The following is a 21343-nucleotide window of genomic DNA, read 5'->3' as shown; positions in this document are numbered from 1 at the left end:
GAAACATTTATGCTCAAGCCATTCTCACTGCTCGGCTCACACCTCAACTCTCGGCTCAAACAGCGGCTAAATGCGCTGCTGTGCACCCTGCCACTGCTCGCCAGCGGCCCGCTGTTAGCCACCCCTGATGACAACTGGCAACAGACCCTTGAGGAGGCGAAGGGGCAGACCGTCTACTTCAACGCCTGGGGCGGCAGCCCGGAGATCAACGCCTATCTGGTGTGGGCCGGGCAGGAGCTGGCGCGCGACTATCAGGTCAAGCTGGTGCAGGTGAAGGTGGATGACATCGCCCAGAGCGTCAGCCAGCTGCTGGCCAACAAGCAGGCGGGCAAGCAAGCTGGCGGCCCCATCGACCTGCTCTGGGTCAACGGCGAGAACTTCAAGGCGCTCAAGGAGCAGGGACTGCTCGGCGCCCCCTTTACCGCCGAGCTGCCCAACATGGCGCTGGTAGACAGCAGCCTGCCGGTGAGTGAAGACTTCACCCTGCCGGTGGAAGGGCTGGAAGCCCCCTGGGGCATCGGCCAGCTCAATCTGATGGTCGACACCGAAGAGGTCACCAGAGCGCCCACCTCGGCTGCTGCCCTGCTGGCGTGGGCCAAGGCCCATCCCGGCCGCTTCACCTATCCCAAGCCGCCCCAGTTTCACGGCTCCAGCTTTCTCAAGCAGATCCTGCTGGAATTGACGCCGGCTCCCGCCCCTCTCTATCGGGAGGCGACCGATAGAGAGTTCATCAGGATCACAGCTCCGCTCTGGGCCTGGCTCGATGAGCTGCATCCGGCACTCTGGCGCAAGGGCAAACTGTTCCCCACCAGCGCCGCCGAAACCCGCCAACTGCTTGATGATGGCGAACTGGCCATGGCTATCAGCTTCAATCCGCAGGAGGCGCAGAGCGCCGCCCAGATTGGCGCCCTGCCCCCCAGCGTGGAAGCTATAGCCATGGAGAAAGGGGCGCTCACCAACAGCCATTTTCTCGCCATCCCCTTCAACGCCAGCGCCCGTGCGGGTGCCAAGGTGGTGGCCAACTTCCTGCTGAGCCCGGCGGCGCAGGCGCGCAAGGCCAATCCGGCCTTCTGGGGAGATCCCAGCGTGCTGCGGGCCGATGCCCTGCCTGATCCCGCCAAAGGGCAACCGGCACTGCGCTTCAAAGCAGTGGCCGAGCCTCACCCCAGCTGGCAGCTCAAGCTGGAAGCGGCCTGGGCCGAGCGTTACGGTCACTGATGAGTGCTGCTGGTCACCAACTTGCCCTCTCCCGACCATGGCGCCGGTTGACACACCACCCAAGTATGAGTACGGGGATGGCGGTCATTTATCTGGCGCTCTTCGTCATCCCTCTGCTGGCAGGGCTGTGGCAACTGCTGGTGGAGGGGATGACCGCCTCTCATCTTGCCTTGCTGCTCGCCCAACCCGGTCTTTGGCACTCCGCTGCGCTGAGCCTGTGGATTGGCGCCGCCTCAACCCTTGGCAGCCTGCTGTTGACCGCCCTGCTGCTGGCCCACAGCAACAGCCGGGCTTTCGGACTGCTCCGTCGTCTGCTCTCGCCCATGCTGGCCATGCCCCACGTCGCCTTTGCCATCGGCTTTGCCTTTCTGCTCGCCCCCTCCGGCTGGCTGCTGCGGCTCGTCTCGCCAGCGCTGACCGGGTTTGAACTGCCCCCCGATTGGCAGACCATTCGCGACCCTTGGGGGCTCGGGCTGATTGCACTGCTCGTTCTCAAAGAGACCCCCTTTTTGCTGCTGATGGCGATGGCCGCACAGCAACCCATCCAGCTGGCACGCCAGCAGTGGCTGGGGGCAAGCCTTGGCTTCAGCGCCCCCCAGATCTGGTGGCGTCTGCTGCTGCCAGCGCTCTGGCCTGCCCTGCGCCTGCCCATCTATGCGGTGGCAGCCTACGGAGTGGCGGTGGTGGATCTCGCCCAGCTGCTCGGGCCCGATGCCCCCGCCCCGCTGGCGGTGCGGTTGTGGCTCTGGTATCAGGACCCGGATCTACTCTGGCGCGGTGCTACCGCCAGCGGCGCCCTGCTGCTGCTCGCCATCACGGCGCTGCTGATCGCTCTGTTCAGATTACTGGAGTGGCTTCATCAAGAGGTGGGCAAAGGCTGCTGGCTCGATGGCAAACGGGCGGCGCCCCATCCCCTTGCCAACCGCCTCGCAGCAGGCTCTGCATTCACTCTGATCACCCTCAATCTGGCGGTGCTGGCGGCGCTGCTGCTCTGGTCGCTGGCGCGCCGCTGGCCCTTTCCCGCCCTCTGGCCCAGTCAGTGGAGTGGTCACTACTGGCTGGATCTGCTGCCAACCCTGCTGCCGCTGCTGGCAACCAGCGCACTGCTGGCGCTGGTGAGCGGCTTGCTGGCACTGATGATGGCGGTGTGCAGTCTGGAGGCACAAGCCGGCCGCCGCCCCTGGCCACTCTGGCTTATCTGCCTGCCGCTGTTGCTGCCACAGGCAAGCCTGCTGTTTGGTATCCGGCTCGGGCTGGACTGGCTTGCTCATGACTCGATAAGTAGAGGCATTGGCTGGGGCTGGGTGCTCTGGAGCCAGCTGCTGTTTGTCTTTCCCTATGTCTATTTGTGTCTGCATGGCCCCTATCGCCAGTTCGATCCTCGGATCACCCAGAGCGCTCTGCTGCTGGGGGCTACGCCATGGCGAGCCTGGTGGCAGGTCAAAGCGCCGCTGCTGGCGCGCCCGCTGCTGTTTGCCTTCGGCGTCGGGGCGGTGGTGAGTTTGGCCCAATATCTGCCGACTCTGCTCTTTGGCGCAGGCAGAGTGGTCACCATCACCACCGAAGCGGTGGCCATCGGCAGCGGCCTCAACCGGCGGCTGGCGGGGCTCTACGGCCTGCTGCAACTGCTGCTGCCGCTCGTTATCTATCTGCTGGCACTCTGGCTGCCGACGCGGATCAATCCGGCGCTCAAGGGGGGCGGCTCACGATGAACTCTCAAGATGGAAACAGCCATATGCTGAGCACCACGCCTCTTCGGCTTTACCTTGATGAAAATCTGCTGCTTTCGCTGCCCGCCCTGCAAGTGGCCCCCGGCGAGGTATTGACCCTGATGGGCCCAAGCGGCTGCGGTAAAAGCTCCCTGCTAGCGGGGCTGGCTGGAGTACTACCGAGCGCGCAGACAGAAAATGGCCCGATCCGGCTGGAGGGGGAGATAAGGCTCGGCGAGCGGCCACTAAACACCTTGCCTGCGCAAGCGAGGCGCATCGGCATGCTGTTTCAGGATGACCTGCTGTTCGACCATCTGACGGTGGCGGAGAACCTGATGTTCGGCATGCCAGCGACCATCAAGAGAAAACACGCACGGCGGGAAAAGGCACTGACCGCATTGGCACAAGTCGCGCTGGCGGATCAGGCTGACAAGCTGCCGCACTTGCTGTCAGGGGGTCAGCGGGCGCGGGTCAGTCTGCTGCGGGCACTGTTGGCGGAACCCGACGCCCTGCTGCTGGACGAGCCCTTCTCCCGCCTCGACAAGCCGCTGCGGGCCGCCTTTCGCGAGCTGGTGTTCGCCCAGATCAAGGCGCTGGCTATCCCCGCTATTCTGGTGACCCACGACGCAGACGACGCGCCGGGCACCATACTCCACCTCACCGAGTCCTGTTTTTAACCGAGGAGTTCACCTTGTTTGATCGCCACCTGATCCCCGTGATCCGCAGCCCCCTCACCCAGCTTGCCAAACCGCTCTGCCGTGCCGGGGTCAGTGCCAATCAGGTGAGCCTCACCGGTTTTGCCATCGGCATGCTGGCGCTACCGCTGCTGGCCTTTGGCTGCTATCAGTGGGCGCTCGCGGCCATCCTGCTCAACCGCTTGTTGGACGGGCTCGATGGCGCCGTGGCGCGGGAAACCGGCATCACCGACTGCGGCGGCTTTCTCGACATCACCCTCGACTTTATTTTCTACGCCGCCGTGGTGCTGGGCTTTGCCCTCGCCGCCCCCGCCAATGCGCTACCCGCCGCCACCCTGCTGTTTGCCTTTATGGGCACTGGCTCGAGCTTTCTGGCGTTTGCCATCATGGCGGGCAAGCGGGGCATCGACAATCCGGTTTACCACCACAAATCCCTCTACTATCTGGGTGGCCTCACCGAGGGGAGCGAAACCATCGCCCTCTTTGTGCTGATGTGCCTGTGGCCAGCCGCCTTCGCCCCGCTCGCCTACGGCTTTGCCCTGCTCTGCGCCATCACCACCCTGACCCGACTCTGGAGCGGCTACCACACGCTACGTCACCCCCAGCGCGAAACAGCACAGTCCTCACAGAAGGGCTAATCCATCGCACGATGAATTGGCGGCAAACAAGGCGCACGGAACACTTGCACGGGGATGGCAATGTTTTACCATGACGGCACTTTTATCAGTCTCTTTGAGAACCCTATGCGTCGCCTTGCCTCTCTTCTCACTCTGTCGTTATTCCCCCTGCTCGGTGGCTGCAGCAGCGCCCCAGCGCCAAAGCCCGTGGTCGTCCCCCAGCCCAAGAGCGCCTTTATCAATCAGGCGCCATCAAGCAAACCCGTTTATACACAAGGGGTTAGCAAGGGGGACTTCGCCAATCGCCCCAACGTGGATCGGTTCGTCCAGAAAATGGTCGAGAAGCACGGTTTTGACAACGCCCAGCTGCATCAGGTGCTGGCACAGGCAGAGCGTTACGACTGGATCATCCGCCTGATGGATGCCCAGGCGCCGACTACCGCCAAGCCCACCGGCCCGACCGGCGCCTGGAACCGCTATCGCGCCAAGTTCATCACCCCAGACAACGTACAGAACGGCGTCAACTTCTGGCGTGAATACGCAAGCGAGCTGAACCGGGCGGAGCAGATCTACGGGGTGCCGCCCGAGATCATCGTCGGTATTATCGGGGTCGAGACCCGCTGGGGCCGGGTGATGGGCAAGACCCGCATTCTGGATGCACTGGCCACCCTGGCGTTTGATTACCCGCGCCGCGCCGAGTTCTTCACGAGCGAGCTGGAAGCCTTCCTGGTGATGACCCGCGACGAGGGGATGGATCCCACCGAACCCAAGGGCTCCTATGCGGGCGCCATGGGCTACGGCCAGTTTATGCCCTCCAGCTTCCAGCGCTATGCGGTGGACTTTGACGGCAACGGCCACACCAACCTGTGGGATCCGGTGGATGCCATCGGCAGCGTCGCCAACTACTTCAAGGCCCATGGCTGGGAGAAAGGCCAACCGGTGGCGGTGCGCGGTCAGGGCCAACTGCCCGGCTATGAACACGGCTTCCAGACCCGCTACCCGGTGGCCACCCTGCGCCGCGCAGGGCTCACCCCCACCAGCAGCCTGGGCAACCACAGCGAGTCGAGCCTGCTACGCCTCGATGTCGGCACCGGCTACCAATACTGGTACGGTCTGCCCAACTTCTACACCATCACCCGCTACAACCACAGCACCCACTACGCCATGGCGGTGTGGCAGCTGGGGCTGGCGGTGAAAGAGGCCAAAGGCGGTTACTGAGTCAAGCACTGATTTGCCAACAAAAACGGGCCTGCTGGCCCGTTTTTGTTATTCGTTTTCCAGCAACCAGCGTTTGAGCAGTGCCGCTAACTGAGCCTGCTCCGCCTCGGTCAGTGGCGCCAGCAGGCGACGCTCGTTGGCCACGTGCAGCTCAACCGCTCGGTCGATAAGCGCTTTGCCCGATTCAGTGAGGCAGACCAGCAGGCTGCGCCGATCGCTAGGCGCCGCTTGCCGCTCTATCAGTCCCCGCTCGGCCAGCTTGTCGAGCCGAGCCGTCATGGCACCCGAACTCAACATGGCCGATTGGTAGAGCACTGTCGGCGTCAGTGGCTCACCCGACCGACGCAGGGTCGCCAAAATGTCGAAGTCCGTGCCAAGCAAGCCGCACTCCTTGAGCTCTTCACTCACCTCACGACCGGCAATTGCCGCCATCCGGGCTACCCGACCCAACACCCCCATAGGAGAACAGTCGAGATCCGGTCGCTGCCGGGCCCACTGAGCCAGCAGCAGGTCTACATGATCTGATTCCATCGCCAACTACTTATCTTTATACCGAGATACTTGATGATAAATCAATTTGGAGCTAATTTATCTTCACTTAAAGATACTTTATGAGAAGATAAATAATGCCAATGCTGATCGCCTTGCTGGCTCCACTGCTGTGGGGCAGCACCTATGCTGTCGTCAGCCTCTACCTGACTGACTACTCACCCTACTGGGTTGCCGTATGGCGGGCACTGCCTGCCGGGCTGCTCTTGTTACTGTTGCATCCGCGCATGCCGCCTCTGCCCTGGGGCAAGCAGTTCCTGTTGGCGTTTTGCAACATTACCGCCTTCTTCGCTTTGCTGTTTGTGGCGGCCTTCCGGCTGCCGGGGGCAGTAGCAGGTACACTTGGTGCCACCCTGCCGCTGGTGCTGATGCTACTGGCCTGGTTGCAAGATGGCACACGACCGAGCCTGAAATGGCTACTGCTGGGATTGATGGGGTTGGCTGGGGTATTACTGTTGCTCAACCCCTCTGCCAATCTGGATCCTGTCGGAGTTGCATGCGCCATGCTGGCCACAGTGCTGATCGGCCAATCCAGCCGCTGGATGCGCCACTGGCCGGTAAACGATCTGCTGGCGCTGACCGCCTGGCAATTGCTGCTTGGGGGCTTGATGCTGATCCCGCTCGCCTGGTGGCCAGCTGGCCCAATGCCGTTACCGGATCCGGCCAGTGCGCCGGGATTGCTCTGGTTGATCCTGCTCAACACAGCGCTGGGCTACTGGGTCTGGTTGTGGGGATTAAAGCACCACGGCCCGGAGGTGATGGGCATGCTGGCCCTCACCAATCCCATGATGGCTGTGTCGCTTGGGGTATTGATGGTGGGTGAAACTCTGGATGTCAGCCAGTGGATCGGCATCGGGGTGATCCTGCTCTCCCTGTTCCTGATGAAGCTGCCAGCACGCCCCTTCTTCAAACGTTGGCAAGCCCGCCGGGCGAGTACAGGGATCTGTAACGAGGCGTAAACACCAGACCACCTCAACCCGCGCATAAACAAGAGGAGCCATTGCGGCTCCTCTTTTTAGTCAGCGGTCAGTGACTTGAAGGTGGCTTATACACCTGCCTTGGCCAGTGCCGCGGAGACGATCTGCTGGGCCTCTTGCTGGATGAGGTCGAGGTGCGCGTCGCCCTTGAAACTCTCCATGTAGATCTTGTAGATGGACTCGGTGCCGGAGGGGCGCGCCGCGAACCAGCCGTTCTCGGTCACCACCTTGAGACCGCCAATGGCGGCATCGTTGCCCGGCGCCTTGGTCAACTTGGCGATGATGGGCTCACCGGCCAGGGTTGAGGCTTCCACCAGTGCCGGATCCAGCTTGGAGAGCACCGCTTTCTGGGCACTGTTGGCCGGTGCGTCGATACGACGATAGCTGGAGCGGCCAAACTTGGCTTCCAGTGCGTCGTAGTGGGCCTGCGGATCCTTGCCGGTCACCGCCAGAATTTCCGCCGCCAGCAGCGCCAGAATGAAACCGTCCTTGTCGGTGGTCCAGACGGTGCCATCTTTGCGCAGGAAGGAGGCGCCCGCGCTCTCCTCGCCGCCAAAGCCGAACTCGCCGCTGTAGAGGCCATCCACGAACCACTTGAAGCCGACCGGCACCTCTTTCAGGGTGCGGCCAATCTCGCCGGCAACCCGGTCGATCATCGAGGAGGAGACCAGCGTCTTGCCGACGGCCGCATCCGCAGACCAGCCGGTACGATGGGTAAACAGATACTGGATCGCCACCGCCAGATAGTGGTTCGGGTTCATCAGGCCTGACTTGGTGACGATGCCGTGACGGTCGTAGTCAGGGTCATTGCCAAGGGCGATGTCGAACTTGTCCTTGAGCGCGATCAGGCTCGCCATGGCGAACGGGCTGGAGCAGTCCATCCGGATCTTGCCGTCTTTATCCAGGGTCATGAAGGAGAAGGTCGGGTCGACCTTGTAGTTCACCACCTCGATATTCAGGCCGTAGGTCTTGGCGATGACGTCCCAGTAGGCGACACCGGAGCCGCCCAGCGGATCGACACCGATCTTGATGCCCGCGTTCTTGATGGCATCCATGTCCAGCACGTTCTTCAGATCATCCACATAGGGGGTGACATAGTCGTGCTCGACCACGAACGGGCTCTTGAGCGCTTCGGCGAACGGCATCCGTTTCACGCCAGCCAGACCCGCTTCCAGAATCGCGTTGGCACGGTCCTCCACCCACTTGGTGATCTCCCCTTCGGCAGGGCCACCATGGGGCGGGTTGTATTTGAAGCCACCATCTTCCGGCGGATTGTGGGACGGAGTGATCACCACGCCGTCGGCGCGCGCGGCAGGCTTGCCCGCGTTATGGCGCAGGATGGCATGAGAGATGACCGGGGTCGGGGTAAAACCGAGGCCAGCCTGAATGCGGGTTTCAACACCGTTGGCGGCCAGCACTTCGACGGCGCTGGCAAAGGCGGATTCGGAGAGGGCGTGGGTATCCATACCGACAAACAGCGGGCCTGTGATGCCGGCCTGCTGGCGATACTCCACCAGTGCCTGGGTCACCGCCAGAATATGGGATTCGGTAAAGGCGTTGTGCAGGGCGCTGCCACGGTGGCCGGAGGTACCGAAGGCCACCCGCTGCTCGGGGCGGCTCATGTCCGGCTTGTTGAGGTAGTAGGCGCTGACCAGACGGGGGATGTTGGTCAGATCGCTTAAACGGGCCGGTTGACCGGCGTGGGAATGCTGAGCCATGGCGTTTTCCTTGCGTAATGGCGGCCTTGCCGGGCAAGGCCTGAGTCTTGAAGAATCGTTAAATGGCGCCACACACCTGCGCGATCACCTCTTCGCCATAGCCCATGCTGGCCATCAGCTGGGCCACCATATTCTGCTTGCGGCTGGTGTTGGTGTTGGTGATCACCCAGAACGGGGTATCCGGTACCGGCTTGGGCTTGGTAGTGCTGCCACTGGCACGCAGAGCCTCGGGATCCTGCGAGAAATAGACGCGCTTGCGCCCCTTGATTTCGGTGGCCTGGGTAAAGCCTTCCGGGTTATCCCGGTAGAGGGTACTCAGCACCAGCATGAAGCGGTTGATGGACTTCTCTTCCTTTTGCAGCTCACCAGAATCGAGCAGGGCTTGCAGCCCTTGTTGGGTGGCTACCGTACTGGGCTGCGCGACGGCAACGGGCTCGGCAACCGGCACACCTTGGTGAGCAGGCTGTTCCAGCAGACGGCGCAGGATATCGGAGGCACTCTCACCAATGTGCCGGGTCTGGCTGGCGATATAGAAGTAGAGATCGTCATCAAGCTCGATGGTTTTCATAGGGATGCGCTGGACTCGTCGAAATTCGGATGCGGCGATTATACATAGGCAAACCCGACAGCCCAAGCAAGGGGCTGGCAGATGTACATGAATCTCATCGAGAATACGGCATAATAGCGGGCCAAGTGTGTGATCAGCCGCACTGATAGCCGATCCGGACGGGATTTTTTAGAAAAAAAACCACATAAAATCCCAATCCATTGGACGAAATCCTTTTCTTTCCAGTGCGTTAAATAAAACAGCGATACGCACCCACGACCGACAAGGTGTCATTTTGCAACAAAACAGCATATTGAACTTCAAGGAGCAGGGTCAGGGCCCGGCGGTCATTCTGATCCACGGCCTGTTTGGCAGCCTCGACAACCTCGGCCTGCTGGCCCGAACCCTCTGCGAACAATACCGGGTCATCAGCGTTGATCTGCGCAACCACGGCGCCTCCTTTCATAGCAGTGAGATGAGCTATCCGGCGCAAGCTGGCGACATCCTGACCCTGATGGATCGGCTGAATATTGCCGAAGCCACCCTGATTGGCCACTCGATGGGTGGCAAGGTAGGGATGCAGCTCGCCAAGCTGGCGCCCGCGCGGGTGACCAAGCTGGTGGTGGCCGACATGGCCCCGGTCGCCTATCCCCACTCCCGCCACCAGAATGTCTTTGCTGGACTCAACGCCACACTGCGCACGCCGCCGCAAAACCGCAGTGAAGCGGAAGCCATGCTGGCGCAGCATATCGAGCTCGCCGGGGTGCGCCAGTTTCTGCTCAAATCCTTCGCCAGAGGCGAGCATGGCTGGGGTTGGCGCTTCAATGTGCCCGCCCTTGAGCAAAACTACGCCAACATCATGGGCTGGCCAGAGGATGAGCATCGCTTCGAGGGGCCTGTGCTCTTTATCAAAGGGGGGGATTCTGACTATATGCAGCCCCAATACAGCGAGACGGCACTGGCCCAATTCCCGGCGGCAAAGGTGCGTGTCATCGCGGGTACCGGCCACTGGTTGCATGCGGAAAAACCGGCTCTGTTCAACAAATTGGTTGTGGATTTCCTGTCGACAGGCGGTTAACAGTTTCAAATCCTTTGTGATATAGTGCGCCCGTCATAAGGAGTGTGCGCAATCCATGCTAAGTGAACATATCGACCTGATCGAAAGTTTGGGCCTCAAGTTATTCTTTGTGGCCATTTTCATATTGATTGGCCTGGCCATTCAGGACGTGCTCAAGCGCGGCAACGTGCCCCGTTTCGGTCGTTTTATCGTCTGGTTGGTACTGTTTCTGGGTTGTGCGGGTTTTGTCGCCAAGGGGCTGATCGAACTGGGCTGGGAAGGCTCAGGACTCGGCTAACTTATTTTCATCTGTGATGTATGGCCAAACAGCAAACTGATCGAACAACACTGGATCTGTTCGCAAATGAGAAGCGCCCCGGCAGGCCAAAGACCAATCCACTCCCCCGCGAGACCCAGCTCAAGATCAACAAGCGTAACCAGCTTAAGCGCGATCGGGAAAATGGGCTGAAGCGGGTAGAGTTAAAGGTGGAGGCCGAGTTGCTGGAGCGCCTGAACCAACTTGCGTTACAACAGAACATCAGCCGAGCCGAGCTGATCCAATCTATCCTGAAACAACAGATTGAGTCCGCCTTTGCGGTGGACATTGCAGTCTGAGCGTTGAGCATTAACACCAAATACGGGTAACTAAACACTATGGCAAGTGTAGGTCTGTTTTTTGGCAGCGATACCGGTAACACCGAAGCTGTCGCCAAGATGATCCAGAAAGAGCTGGGCAAAAACCTGATTGAAGTCCGTGACATCGCCAAGAGCAGCAAGGCCGACATCGAGAGCTTTGATCTGCTGATGTTCGGCATCCCGACTTGGTACTACGGCGAAGCCCAGGCCGACTGGGACGACTTCTTCCCCGATCTGGGCGAAATCGACTTCACCAACAAGCTGGTCGCCATCTTCGGTTGCGGTGATCAGGAAGACTATTCCGAGTACTTCCTCGACGCTATGGGCACCCTGCGTGACATCGTCGAAGCCAAAGGCGCCATCATCATCGGTCACTGGCCGACTGCAGGCTACGAGTTTGAAGCCTCAAAGGCACTGGTCGATGACAAGCACTTTGTCGGTCTGGGTATCGATGAAGATCGCCAGCCGGAGCTGACCGCCGAGCGCGTCAAGAGCTGGTGCAAGCAGCTGCACGAAGAGATGTGCCTGGGCGAGCTGGAGTAATCCGCCTCCCCTCATACCTCTGACAACAAGGGCCCCGACGGGGCCCTTGTTGTATCTGCTTGTTGCGATGCCTTCCTTTATTCTTCCCTGTTATTCACCTCTGTGCTCCGGTTTGGCTCGCACATAGAGGGTGCGCTTGACCTGCGCAACCAGTTCGCCGCTCTTGTCCTGTACCGTGACCTCGAATTCGGGGAAGTGCTTGTTGCCACCTTCAGTCGCCGCCACGATTTCGGCCAGCTTGCCCTCGCTCAGGTTGAACTCGGCCACCAGCTTGCCCTTGCCCGGCTTGATATAGTTGATGCTGCCCGCCTTGTCCCAGACGTAGTAGCGATTCTTGAAGTAGCCCATCAGCATCAGCGGATAGATGGGGTCCGTCATGGCAAACATGCTGCCGCCAAACTGGGTGCGGTTGGCGTTCTTGTTCCACCAGCGGGATTTCAGGGTAACCCGGCAGTAGCGAAAGTCATCGCTCAGGGTCTCTATCTTGATACCGGCGCCCCAGAAAGGGGGCCAGGCGTTGAGTGCGCGGCGCACCCAGGCCGCATTGTCAAAAAGCCAATCCATGGATCTCATCCGACCAGAATATGAAAGTTACATCTTATCAACATCTGCCATGCCAGCAAGTCGGACGACACGATTGATTATTTCAATCCAACCGGCCATTTATGGCTAAACCCCTTGAATTGCTGGGTTTATTTTTAGGGAGGCTACGACCTATAATGACAGGCCAAGCGAGTTCAAGGTTGCCATTCCTGCGGCAGTCCATCAGAATAACCCCACCTTCGAGAATGCGAATAAGTAGAATATGGCAGACAACAACCAAGCGTTAAAAAAGGCCGGGCTCAAGATCACCTTGCCCCGGGTCAAAATCCTGGAAATCCTGCAACAGCCGGATTGCCAGCACACCAGCGCCGAAGATCTCTATAAACGACTAATCGACCTGGGTGAAGAGATTGGTCTCGCTACCGTCTATCGCGTTCTCAACCAGTTTGATGATGCCGGTATCGTTACCCGTCACCACTTCGAAGGTGGCAAGTCGGTATTCGAGCTGGCCACTCAGGAGCACCACGACCACCTGGTTTGCCTCGACTGCGGCAAGGTGATCGAGTTCTCCGACGAGGTGATCGAACAACGTCAGCGCGAGATCGCCAAGAAATTCAATATCCGTCTCACCAATCACAGCCTCTACCTCTACGGTCACTGTGCTACCGGTGAGTGCAAGCACGACGAATAAGTCGCCCGCGACTTGCAGATAACGGACAATAAAAAAGCCAGCATCAGCTGGCTTTTTTATTGTCCGGCGCAGGCCGCTGGCAGCACACAGGGCAGGGTCTCCCCTGCCCCATCGGCTTAGCCTTCTACCTTGCCCCAGGAGTCGCGCAGGGCAACGGTGCGGTTGAACACCAGATGCTCCGGGCTGGAGAGCTTGTTGTCGGCGCAGAAGTAACCTTCACGCTCGAACTGGTAAGCCTGCTCCGGCTTGGCGTTCTTCAGGGAAGCCTCGACACGGGCCCCCTCGATGATCACCAGGGATTCCGGGTTCAGCGCGGCTTCGAAGTCATCCTCGGCACCCGGGTTCGGCACCTTGAACAGCCGGTCGTAGAGACGCACTTCGGCTGGCAGGGAGTGAGTGGCGCTGACCCAGTGGATCACCCCTTTCACCTTGCGGCCATCGGCCGGATCCTTGCCCAGGGTCTCGGGGTCGTAGGAGCAGTAGATGCAGGTGACTTTGCCATCGGCATCTTTCTCGATACGCTCGGCCTTGATCACATAGGCATTGCGCAGACGCACTTCCTTGCCCAGCACCAGACGCTTGAACTGCTTGTTCGCCTCTTCTTTGAAGTCCGCTTCATCAATGAAGATCTCGCGGGTGAAGTTCAGCTCGCGGGTACCCATCTCGGTATTGCTCGGGTGGGCCGGGGCCGTCAGCACTTCGTCGGCAGCCAGGTTCTCGATAACCACTTTCACCGGATGCAGCACGGCCATGGCGCGCGGAGCATGCTCGTTGAGGTCTTCGCGGATGCAGGCTTCCAGCATGCTCATCTCGACGATGTTGTCCTGCTTGGTGACGCCGATGCGCTTGCAGAACTCGCGGATGGAAGCCGGGGTGTAACCACGACGACGCAGACCGGAGACGGTCAGCATGCGCGGGTCGTCCCAACCATCAACGTGCTTCTCGGTCACCAGCAGGTTCAGCTTGCGCTTGGACATGACGGTGTATTCGAGGTTCAGACGAGAGAACTCGTACTGACGGGGGTGGCAGTCGATGGTGATGTTGTCCAGCACCCAGTCGTACAGACGACGGTTGTCCTGGAACTCCAGGGTGCAGATGGAGTGGGTGATCCCTTCCAGCGCGTCCGAGATGCAGTGAGTGAAGTCATACATCGGGTAGATGCACCACTTGTCACCGGTCTGGTGGTGGTGGGCAAACTTGATACGGTAGATAACCGGATCACGCATCACCATGAAGGGAGATGCCATGTCGATCTTGGCGCGCAGGCAGGCGGTGCCTTCGGCGAACTCGCCGTTCTTCATCTTGGCAAACAGCGCCAAGTTTTCTTCCACGCTGCGATCGCGGAACGGGCTGTTCTTGCCAGCTTCAGTCAGGGTGCCACGGTACTCACGCATCTGCTCAGGCGTCAGCTCGTCCACATAGGCCAGACCCTTTTCAATCAGCTCGATGGCGTAGCCGTGCAGCTTGTCGAAATAGTCGGAGGAGTAGCAGATCTCGCCGTTCCACTGGAAGCCGAGCCACTGTACGTCCTGCTTGATGGACTCTACGTACTCGATATCTTCCTTCACCGGGTTGGTGTCATCGAAACGCAGGTTGCACTGGCCCTGATAGTCGCGGGCGATGCCGAAGTTCAGGCAGATGGATTTGGCGTGGCCGATATGGAGATAACCGTTCGGCTCGGGCGGAAAACGGGTATGCACGCTGCTGTGCTTACCGCTGGCCAGATCTTCATCAATGATCTGACGAATAAAGTTAGTTGGGCTGTTCGCCTGACTCATGGCTCACCTCAAAAAAGCGTCACTGGCGGAAGTTGTGCCGGCTGGCACCCTCATCCCCCCGCCGTCAAGCCGGGTATGATCCCTTATTACGGGCGCTGTCTCAACCTGAATTTGGCACTTCCGGGCCATTTCCCGGCCATTGCACCGCTAAAAACGGCGTGGCTTGGCACATTGCCCCCCAAATACATAAAAAAGCCCCGCACTAGGCGGGGCTGAAAGTGATGAAAAACACAAAACAGACAATTACACACAACAAAGGCTCACACGCACAGTCAACCTTTCCCAAACCCGATGCGCCATCGCCCTTGGGAAAGGCGGGTCTTGCGACCCACCTCATGTTAACGGTTGACTGCTATCAGTTCAGTTCGGTGACGCGGCTGGTGCGCTTGCCATCGAAGCTGATGGTACGCAGGTAGACCTTGCCATTCACGCTCGGCTTGGCCGCGGCGTCATAGGCACTCCAGTTGGTACCGTCCAGGCTGTACTGGATGGGCAGACCCGGCAGATCCACGTTCGCTTCCAGCACACCGTTCACTACCTTGGCACCCGGTACGGAGAGGCGGTATTCAACACCGGCCTGATCCAGTTTCGGCAGCACGCGCTGACCCAGTACGTTGGCAAACTGGTTCCACTCTTTGTTGAGGGTGGCCTTGTTGACGAACTTGGTCTCGCCGGAGAACTCGCGACCCTTCACATAGTTCAGCTCGAAGCCACCTTTGTGCCAGGCACGCTCGGCCACGGAGAAGATACGCGGGTAGACCATGTACTCATACTGAGCATCGGTACGCACGGTTTCACTCCACTGCTGACCGGAGATCCCCTTGAACTTGACCGGATCCTGGTCACCTTTGGCCACGAAGGCGTTGCCATCGCGGTCAACCGAGGTCTCGGCGTTCTGCGGCAGGTTTTCCGGGGCGAAGGCAAACACCTTGCGAGTGTCGTTGAAACGAGTTGCCCAGTAGTAGCCACGCTCAGCCGGGTGTACTTCGTTCGGGAAGTCGAAGTAGAGGTAATCCGGGTTGGACAGCACCACTTGGTAACCCTTGTGGGCCCACTTCATCGCTTCGTTGAAGCCACCCCAGTAGAGGGTTTCCCAGAAGTTGACACGGGTGTTGTCGGTGGCGAAGTCCTTGGCACCGCTGGCATACTTCAGACCGTCTTCCCACGCCTGCAGGGTAGAGAAACCGCGGTCTTTGACCATCTGGCCCACTTCCTTGGCGAAGTAAACCGGCAGCTCGCCCACTTCCTTGATCTTGCCTTCGTCGATCATCTTCTGGCACATCGGGGACTTGCCAAACGGCTTGTCCTGCTTGCTGGAGTCGACGTTGCCTTTCCAGGCGACCAGCTCTTCTTTCTTGGTGACGGCCGGATCCTGATAGCCACCGCCCTGCATGATGTTCTTCGCCTCATCACCACCGTAGTGCCATGCGGTCAGCGGCTGACCGGCGGCCTGGTGCATCTGGGCAACTTCATCCATTACCTTGGCCACGAAGGTGGCAGCACCCGGCTGGCAAGGGTTGATGAAGGACATCTTGTCGTAGAACTGGACCGAGGTGACGTTGGAGGTGTCAGCCGGGTCAGTCAGACGGAACTGGTTGGCCTCCGCTTCTTTGCCTTCCGCCATCAGACGCTTATAGCGCGCTTCCATGGAGACCACGGCAGCACGGGCGTGGGCCGGCATGTTGATCTCGGGGATCACGGTCACACCGCGGGCCTTGGCATAACGCACCAGATCCACGTAGTCAGACTTGCTGTAGAAACCGGAACCCTGGTTGTCGCTGGTCGGGCCGGAACCCAGTTGCGGCATCAGGCACTTGGTTTCGGACTCGTCGTGGCAACGCTGGCTACCGACCTGAGTCAGCTCCGGCAGACCCGGGATCTCCAGACGCCAGCCTTCATCGTTGGTCAGGCCAAGGTGCAGCACGTTGAGCTTCATGGCAGACATCTGGTCAACCAGCTTCTTCATGGTATCCAGACTGCGGAAGTGACGGGCCACGTCGGTCTGCATGCCACGGTATTCAAAGCGCGGCGCATCCTCGACGGTCATCGGGCTCACCAGCTTGTCATCAACACCCAGCAGGGAGATCAGGGATTGTGCACCCCAGAATGCCCCGTCGATGTCGCGACCCTGGATCACTGTGCCCTTCTGACCGATGATCATGTCATAGCCTTCAGCCTGCTTGAGCTTACTGCCGAGCTTGATGGTCACCGGGTAGCCGGTGTCGGAGAGGGTAACACCCAGCTTGGTCAGTTGAGCCTTCAGGGCCTCGGCGCGATCGCTCGGCAGATCCAGGGCATTGAGCTTGATGGTGGAGAAGTCGATTTGCGGACCAGCTTTGACTACCTGCTTCATCGGGGTCGGCAGGATCTGGTTGTCAATCTTGCCAGCCGGCAGCAGGGTGCTGGTCTGGTTGGCCGCGAAACGGGTTTCGCTGTTCATCAGGATGTTCTTGTCATCCTTGGTGCGCTTCCAGCCATCGGCCGGCATCGGCTTCTCGTAGGTGCTGGCATCATTGATGTTGCTCATGCTGGCCAGTACTTTCGGCTCGGCACCTTCGCTGGCGACATACCAGTTCGGCATGATGTCAGATTCGAACAGTACCCAGTATTCCACCACCAGCGGCACTTCGACCGTGGCATCCTTGGCAAAGCCCTGGAACTTCTCGGTTGGCGTCAAACGATAGAGATCGCCGGTCAGGTGAGTGATGGTGAACTGATCGTTATCCACACGCTGGATACGACGGATGGAGGAGACGTAGATGCTCCAGTCTTTGGAGGTCACGTCCGCACCGGTATTGGTCAGGTGCAGCTTGGCAACGCCACAGCTCGCCCACTCGGAACCGAGCGCCTGGCAATCGAGGCCGGCACCGGCACCGTCGTTGGTGACCACTTCATACTTGACCACCAGGTTGTTGGCGAGGGAGTCGACCACAGCCTGCTTGGCGGCATCGGCTGCCTGGACCTGGCTGACAAAAACGGTAGACATGGCAATGGCTAACAGAGAATGTTTCAAGTTCATAACTGCTGCTCTCATTTGAAGTAAAGGTTGGATTTTCTTGGCTTTTTATATAGGGCCCCTGAGCGGGGCCCTTAGTTATGTCAACAATGGACTTAGACTTGAGGTGAGCGAGTCGCTCGATTAACGCAGGGCTTTCATCTCACCGGCGATGATTTCGGCCAATGGGCCCAGAATCACCTGCAGGTTCTGCTCACCGAGTTTGACCACACCGGCCGCACCCAGGGCTTTCAGCTTGCGCTCATCGACGATGCTGCGGTCTTTCAGAGTCAGACGCAGACGGGTGATGCAGGCATCGATGGAGACCAGGTTCTCTTGACCACCCAGCACTTCCAGGTATTGCTTGGCCAGCTCGGTACGGTTGGTAGATTGAGCGGCAGCCGGAGCAGTATCTTCGTCATCTTCACGACCCGGGGTTTTCAGGTTCAGCTTGGCAATCACTACGCGGAACACGGTGTAGTAGAGGCCGAAGAAGACCAGACCCTGAGGGATCAGCATGTACCAGTTGGTCGCCAGCGGGTTACGGCTGGAGAGCACCATATCCACCAGACCGGCACTGAAACCGAAACCGGCCATCCACTGCATGGAGGCAGCGATGAACACGGAGATACCGGTCAGTACGGCGTGGATGACATACAGTACCGGCGCCACGAACATGAAGGAGAACTCGAGCGGCTCGGTTACACCGGTGAAGAAGGAGGCAAAGGCAGCTGCGATCATGATGGAAGCAACTTTCTCTTTGTTCTCTTTCTTGGCGGAGTGGTAGATGGCCAGAGCGGCACCCGGCAGACCGAACATCATGATGGGGAAGAAGCCAGCCTGGTACATACCGACCACGCCTTTCACCTGCTCCAGGCTCTTGCCAGCGGCCAGAGCGGCATCGATGGTAGCCTGACCACCCAGGAAGTTCGGGATGTCGTTGATACCGGCCACGTTGAACCAGAACACGGAGTTCAGGGCGTGGTGCAGACCGATCGGGATCAGCAGACGGTTGAAGAAGGCGTAGATACCGGCACCGGTAGAGCCCAGGCTCACGATGGACTCACCGAAGGAGACCAGACCACCGTAGATTGCCGGCCATACGGCCATCAGGATGAAGGATACGACGATCATCACCACGGAGGTTACGATCGGTACCAGACGACGACCGGAGAAGAAGGAGAGTGCCTTGTGTAGCTCGACGCTGCTGAAGCGGTTGTACAGCTCAGCGGCGATAACACCACACAGGATACCCACGAACTGGTTGCTGATCTTGGCAAACGCGGCAGGAACCTGCTCCACCGGGATGCTCTTGATCTGGGCCACAGCGCCCGGGCTCAGCAGGGTGGTAACGACCAAGAAGCCGACCAGACCTGCCAGAGCTGCAGAACCGTCTTTATCCTTGGACATACCGTAAGCGACACCGACTGCGAACAGTACGGACATGTTATCGATAATGGCTGCGCCCGCTTTAATCAGGAAGGCAGCCAGCGCACTGTCACCACCCCAACCATTCGGGTCAATCCAGTAGCCAACCCCCATCAGGATCGCTGCGGCAGGCAATACCGCTACCGGCACCATCAGGGCACGGCCGATCTTTTGCAAATAACCGAGAATGTTCACGGTTCCTCTCCTTAGTTAATGTTTTTCTAGAAATTAAGTGCTTATCACGTTTGACGCATAAGCCATCAAGGCTTGATTGGCAGTCTAGGGCTTTTATTTCGCTGCGCAAATTAATAAACCGATAATCGTGATCGTTATCACCCAAACAAGATAAAGGTGGTGGATAGATGTGGCTTAGTTCGCAATCTTTATTTACGCTATAAAACAACTTAAATCCGTCTTAGCTAATTGCCACCGCCAAACCGGTCGCAACCCGACACAGAGGTATCCCATATGCGCCTGATCCCGTTGAAATCTGCCAGCCAAGTAGGCCTGTGGTCTGCTCGTTACATCGTTGACCGCATCAACGCGTTCAAGCCGACCAGCGATCGCCCTTTCGTACTGGGCCTGCCCACCGGTGGCACCCCGCTCAACACCTACAAGCGCCTGATCGAGTTGCACAAAGCCGGTGAAGTGAGCTTCCAGAACGTGGTCACCTTCAATATGGACGAGTACGTCGGCCTGCCGGAAGATCACCCTGAGAGCTACCACAGCTTCATGCACAACAACTTCTTCAGCCACATCGACATTCGTCCCGAGAACATCAACATCCTCAACGGCAATGCCGAGGATCTGGTGGCCGAGTGCAAGCGCTATGAAGACAAGATCAAGTCCTACGGCAAGATCCACCTGTTCATGGGTGGCGTGGGTAACGACGGCCACATCGCGTTCAACGAGCCGGCTTCTTCCCTCTCCTCCCGCACCCGGGTCAAGACCCTGACCGAAGACACCCGCATCGCCAACTCCCGCTTCTTCGGTGGCGACATGGAGCAGGTGCCCAAGCTGGCCCTGACCGTGGGTGTCGGCACCCTGATGGATGCGGAAGAGATCATGATCCTGGTCACCGGTCACGGCAAGGCACTGGCCCTGCAGGCCGCCGTGGAAGGCAGCGTCAACCACATGTGGACCATCTCCACCCTGCAACTGCATCCTAAGGGAATGATGGTGTGCGACGAGCCCTCCACTATGGAGCTCAAGGTCAAGACCGTTCGCTACTTCCAGCAACTGGAAGCCGCCAACATCGGCCGTCTGTAAGGAGTCGTCATGTACGCATTGACCAACTGCACCCTCTACACCGGCAGCTGCGTGCTGACAGGCTACGGGGTGCTTATCGAGGGCGACAAGATTGTCGCCATCTCTCACCTGGCCGAACTGCCTGCGGGCATCGAGCAGATTGACCTCAAAGGCGCCAACCTGACCGCCGGTTTTATCGATGTGCAGCTCAACGGCTGTGGCGGGGTGATGTTCAACACCGAGATCACGGTCGAGACCCTGGCAACCATGCAGGCGGCCAATCTCAAATCCGGTACCACCAGCTTCCTGCCGACCCTGATCACCAGTCCAGATGCGGACATGAAGCAGGCCGTTGCTGTGACCCGTGACTACATGGCGGCACACCCCAACGAGGTGCTGGGCGTCCATCTGGAAGGGCCTTACACCAACCTCAAGCGCAAGGGGATCCACCCTGCCGCGCAAATTCGTCAGCCAGCGGACGAGATGATCGACTTCTTCTGCGCCAACGCTGATGCCATCACCAAAATCACCCTGGCTCCGGAGCGCAACGAGCCGGCCCATATCCGCCGTCTGGTGGAAGCGGGCATTCTGGTCTCGGCCGGTCACACTGCCGCCAGTTACGATCAGGCCATGGCCGGGTTCGATAACGGTATTCGCTTTGCGACCCACCTTTACAACGCCATGACCCCGACCCTCAACGGTCGCGAGCCGGGCGTAGTGGGCGCCATCTACGATCGCAGAGATGTCTATGCGGGCATCATCGTCGATGGCCACCATGTGCACTGGGCCAACGTGCGTCTGGCTCACAAGGCGCTGGGGGAGCGACTGGTGCTGGTCACCGATGCCACCGCAGCAGCCGGAGCGCCGGAAGGCTTTGAGAAATTTGATTTTTGTGGCACCACCGTCTTTTTACGCGATGGTCAGTGTGTCGACGAGAATGGTACACTCGGCGGTTCCTCCCTCACCATGATTGAGGGGGTGGAAAATCTGGTCAAGCAGGTCGGATTACCGCTCGATGAAGCACTGAGAATGGCCAGCCTCTACCCCGCTCGCGCCATTGGATGGGACTCACGTCTCGGTAGTATCCAGGTCGGTAAAGTAGCCAACCTCACTGTCTTCGATCAGGACTTCACGGTCCGTGGGACCGTGGTTAACGGACACTACACACAACAGTGA

Annotated in this window: 20 protein-coding genes; 13 read left to right on the top strand and 7 right to left on the bottom strand. The window is 59.3% G+C overall.

Annotation, left to right across the window (positions count from 1 at the left end; genetic code table 11):
* Positions 1 to 9: 9 nt before the first annotated feature.
* From OKB77_RS03445 to mltB, 5 genes are all read left to right on the top strand, one after another.
* A complete protein-coding gene (locus tag OKB77_RS03445) occupies positions 10 to 1218 on the top strand; it encodes an ABC transporter substrate-binding protein (protein WP_201951595.1) in 1209 nt (402 codons plus the stop codon).
* 77 nt (positions 1219 to 1295) lie between these two features.
* Positions 1296 to 2930 (top strand): ABC transporter permease, encoded by a 1635-nt coding sequence (locus tag OKB77_RS03440; RefSeq protein ID WP_201951598.1) that lies wholly within the window; start codon positions 1296 to 1298, stop codon positions 2928 to 2930.
* Between the two features lie 23 nt (positions 2931 to 2953).
* Positions 2954 to 3604, top strand: coding sequence for an ATP-binding cassette domain-containing protein (locus OKB77_RS03435; RefSeq protein WP_201951607.1), 651 nt, complete (start codon positions 2954 to 2956; stop codon positions 3602 to 3604).
* A 14-nt stretch (positions 3605 to 3618) separates the two neighbouring features.
* Positions 3619 to 4260, top strand: coding sequence for a CDP-alcohol phosphatidyltransferase family protein (locus OKB77_RS03430; protein ID WP_201951610.1), 642 nt, complete (start codon positions 3619 to 3621; stop codon positions 4258 to 4260).
* Between the two features lie 105 nt (positions 4261 to 4365).
* Positions 4366 to 5457, top strand: coding sequence for a lytic murein transglycosylase B (gene mltB / locus OKB77_RS03425; RefSeq protein WP_100654094.1), 1092 nt, complete (start codon positions 4366 to 4368; stop codon positions 5455 to 5457).
* A 48-nt stretch (positions 5458 to 5505) separates the two neighbouring features.
* On the opposite strand, the gene OKB77_RS03420 is transcribed toward mltB, so the two are convergent.
* Complete coding sequence (locus OKB77_RS03420; protein ID WP_005334289.1) at positions 5506 to 5988, bottom strand: MarR family winged helix-turn-helix transcriptional regulator; 483 nt, start codon at positions 5986 to 5988, stop codon at positions 5506 to 5508.
* Positions 5989 to 6083: 95 nt separating this feature from the next.
* Here OKB77_RS03420 and OKB77_RS03415 point away from each other — a divergent pair, with 95 nt between their 5' ends.
* Positions 6084 to 6965 (top strand): DMT family transporter, encoded by an 882-nt coding sequence (locus OKB77_RS03415; RefSeq protein ID WP_201951613.1) that lies wholly within the window; start codon positions 6084 to 6086, stop codon positions 6963 to 6965.
* A gap of 86 nt (positions 6966 to 7051) precedes the next feature.
* Here the strand turns inward: OKB77_RS03415 and pgm are convergent, their stop codons facing one another.
* On the bottom strand, positions 7052 to 8701 hold the full coding sequence (pgm, locus tag OKB77_RS03410; RefSeq protein ID WP_042080241.1) for a phosphoglucomutase (alpha-D-glucose-1,6-bisphosphate-dependent): 1650 nt from the start codon (positions 8699 to 8701) through the stop codon (positions 7052 to 7054).
* A 58-nt stretch (positions 8702 to 8759) separates the two neighbouring features.
* On the bottom strand, positions 8760 to 9269 hold the full coding sequence (gene seqA / locus OKB77_RS03405; RefSeq protein ID WP_201936787.1) for a replication initiation negative regulator SeqA: 510 nt from the start codon (positions 9267 to 9269) through the stop codon (positions 8760 to 8762).
* A 274-nt stretch (positions 9270 to 9543) separates the two neighbouring features.
* Here seqA and OKB77_RS03400 point away from each other — a divergent pair, with 274 nt between their 5' ends.
* The 4 genes from OKB77_RS03400 to fldA are packed head-to-tail and all read left to right on the top strand — an operon-like array spanning position 9544 to position 11484.
* A complete protein-coding gene (locus OKB77_RS03400; protein ID WP_234922453.1) occupies positions 9544 to 10326 on the top strand; it encodes an alpha/beta fold hydrolase in 783 nt (260 codons plus the stop codon).
* A 55-nt stretch (positions 10327 to 10381) separates the two neighbouring features.
* Entirely contained in the window at positions 10382 to 10603 is a 222-nt protein-coding gene (locus OKB77_RS03395; protein ID WP_005334296.1) for a DUF2788 domain-containing protein, read from the top strand.
* Positions 10604 to 10623: 20 nt separating this feature from the next.
* Positions 10624 to 10920: a LexA regulated protein gene (gene ybfE, locus OKB77_RS03390; RefSeq protein ID WP_005334297.1), complete on the top strand. Its 297-nt coding sequence runs from the start codon at positions 10624 to 10626 to the stop codon at positions 10918 to 10920.
* A gap of 39 nt (positions 10921 to 10959) precedes the next feature.
* Positions 10960 to 11484 carry a flavodoxin FldA gene (gene fldA / locus OKB77_RS03385; protein ID WP_201951617.1) on the top strand — a complete coding sequence of 175 codons (525 nt, stop codon included), beginning with the start codon at positions 10960 to 10962 and terminating at the stop codon, positions 11482 to 11484.
* A 90-nt stretch (positions 11485 to 11574) separates the two neighbouring features.
* Here fldA and OKB77_RS03380 read toward each other — a convergent pair whose 3' ends face one another.
* Complete coding sequence (locus OKB77_RS03380; RefSeq protein WP_162516375.1) at positions 11575 to 12048, bottom strand: DUF4442 domain-containing protein; 474 nt, start codon at positions 12046 to 12048, stop codon at positions 11575 to 11577.
* Positions 12049 to 12289: 241 nt separating this feature from the next.
* Between OKB77_RS03380 and fur the strand changes: the two genes are divergently transcribed.
* Positions 12290 to 12718 (top strand): ferric iron uptake transcriptional regulator, encoded by a 429-nt coding sequence (gene fur, locus OKB77_RS03375; protein ID WP_005334301.1) that lies wholly within the window; start codon positions 12290 to 12292, stop codon positions 12716 to 12718.
* A gap of 116 nt (positions 12719 to 12834) precedes the next feature.
* Here fur and glnS read toward each other — a convergent pair whose 3' ends face one another.
* The 3 genes from glnS to nagE all read right to left on the bottom strand — a co-directional run bounded on the left by glnS (position 12835) and on the right by nagE (position 19114).
* Positions 12835 to 14496: a glutamine--tRNA ligase gene (glnS, locus tag OKB77_RS03370; protein ID WP_201951620.1), complete on the bottom strand. Its 1662-nt coding sequence runs from the start codon at positions 14494 to 14496 to the stop codon at positions 12835 to 12837.
* Between the two features lie 355 nt (positions 14497 to 14851).
* A complete protein-coding gene (locus OKB77_RS03365; RefSeq protein ID WP_201951624.1) occupies positions 14852 to 17515 on the bottom strand; it encodes a beta-N-acetylhexosaminidase in 2664 nt (887 codons plus the stop codon).
* 120 nt (positions 17516 to 17635) lie between these two features.
* Positions 17636 to 19114 carry an N-acetylglucosamine-specific PTS transporter subunit IIBC gene (gene nagE / locus OKB77_RS03360; RefSeq protein WP_021231106.1) on the bottom strand — a complete coding sequence of 493 codons (1479 nt, stop codon included), beginning with the start codon at positions 19112 to 19114 and terminating at the stop codon, positions 17636 to 17638.
* A gap of 273 nt (positions 19115 to 19387) precedes the next feature.
* Here nagE and nagB point away from each other — a divergent pair, with 273 nt between their 5' ends.
* Together nagB and nagA are read left to right on the top strand one after the other, a co-directional pair.
* A complete protein-coding gene (gene nagB / locus OKB77_RS03355) occupies positions 19388 to 20188 on the top strand; it encodes a glucosamine-6-phosphate deaminase (RefSeq protein WP_005334308.1) in 801 nt (266 codons plus the stop codon).
* A gap of 9 nt (positions 20189 to 20197) precedes the next feature.
* A complete protein-coding gene (nagA, locus tag OKB77_RS03350; RefSeq protein ID WP_201951626.1) occupies positions 20198 to 21343 on the top strand; it encodes an N-acetylglucosamine-6-phosphate deacetylase in 1146 nt (381 codons plus the stop codon).

The sequence above is a fragment of the Aeromonas sp. Y318-3 genome (assembly GCF_027706185.1).
Classification (GTDB): domain Bacteria; phylum Pseudomonadota; class Gammaproteobacteria; order Enterobacterales; family Aeromonadaceae; genus Aeromonas; species Aeromonas veronii.
This window is presented reverse-complemented; position numbering and strand designations above follow the sequence as displayed.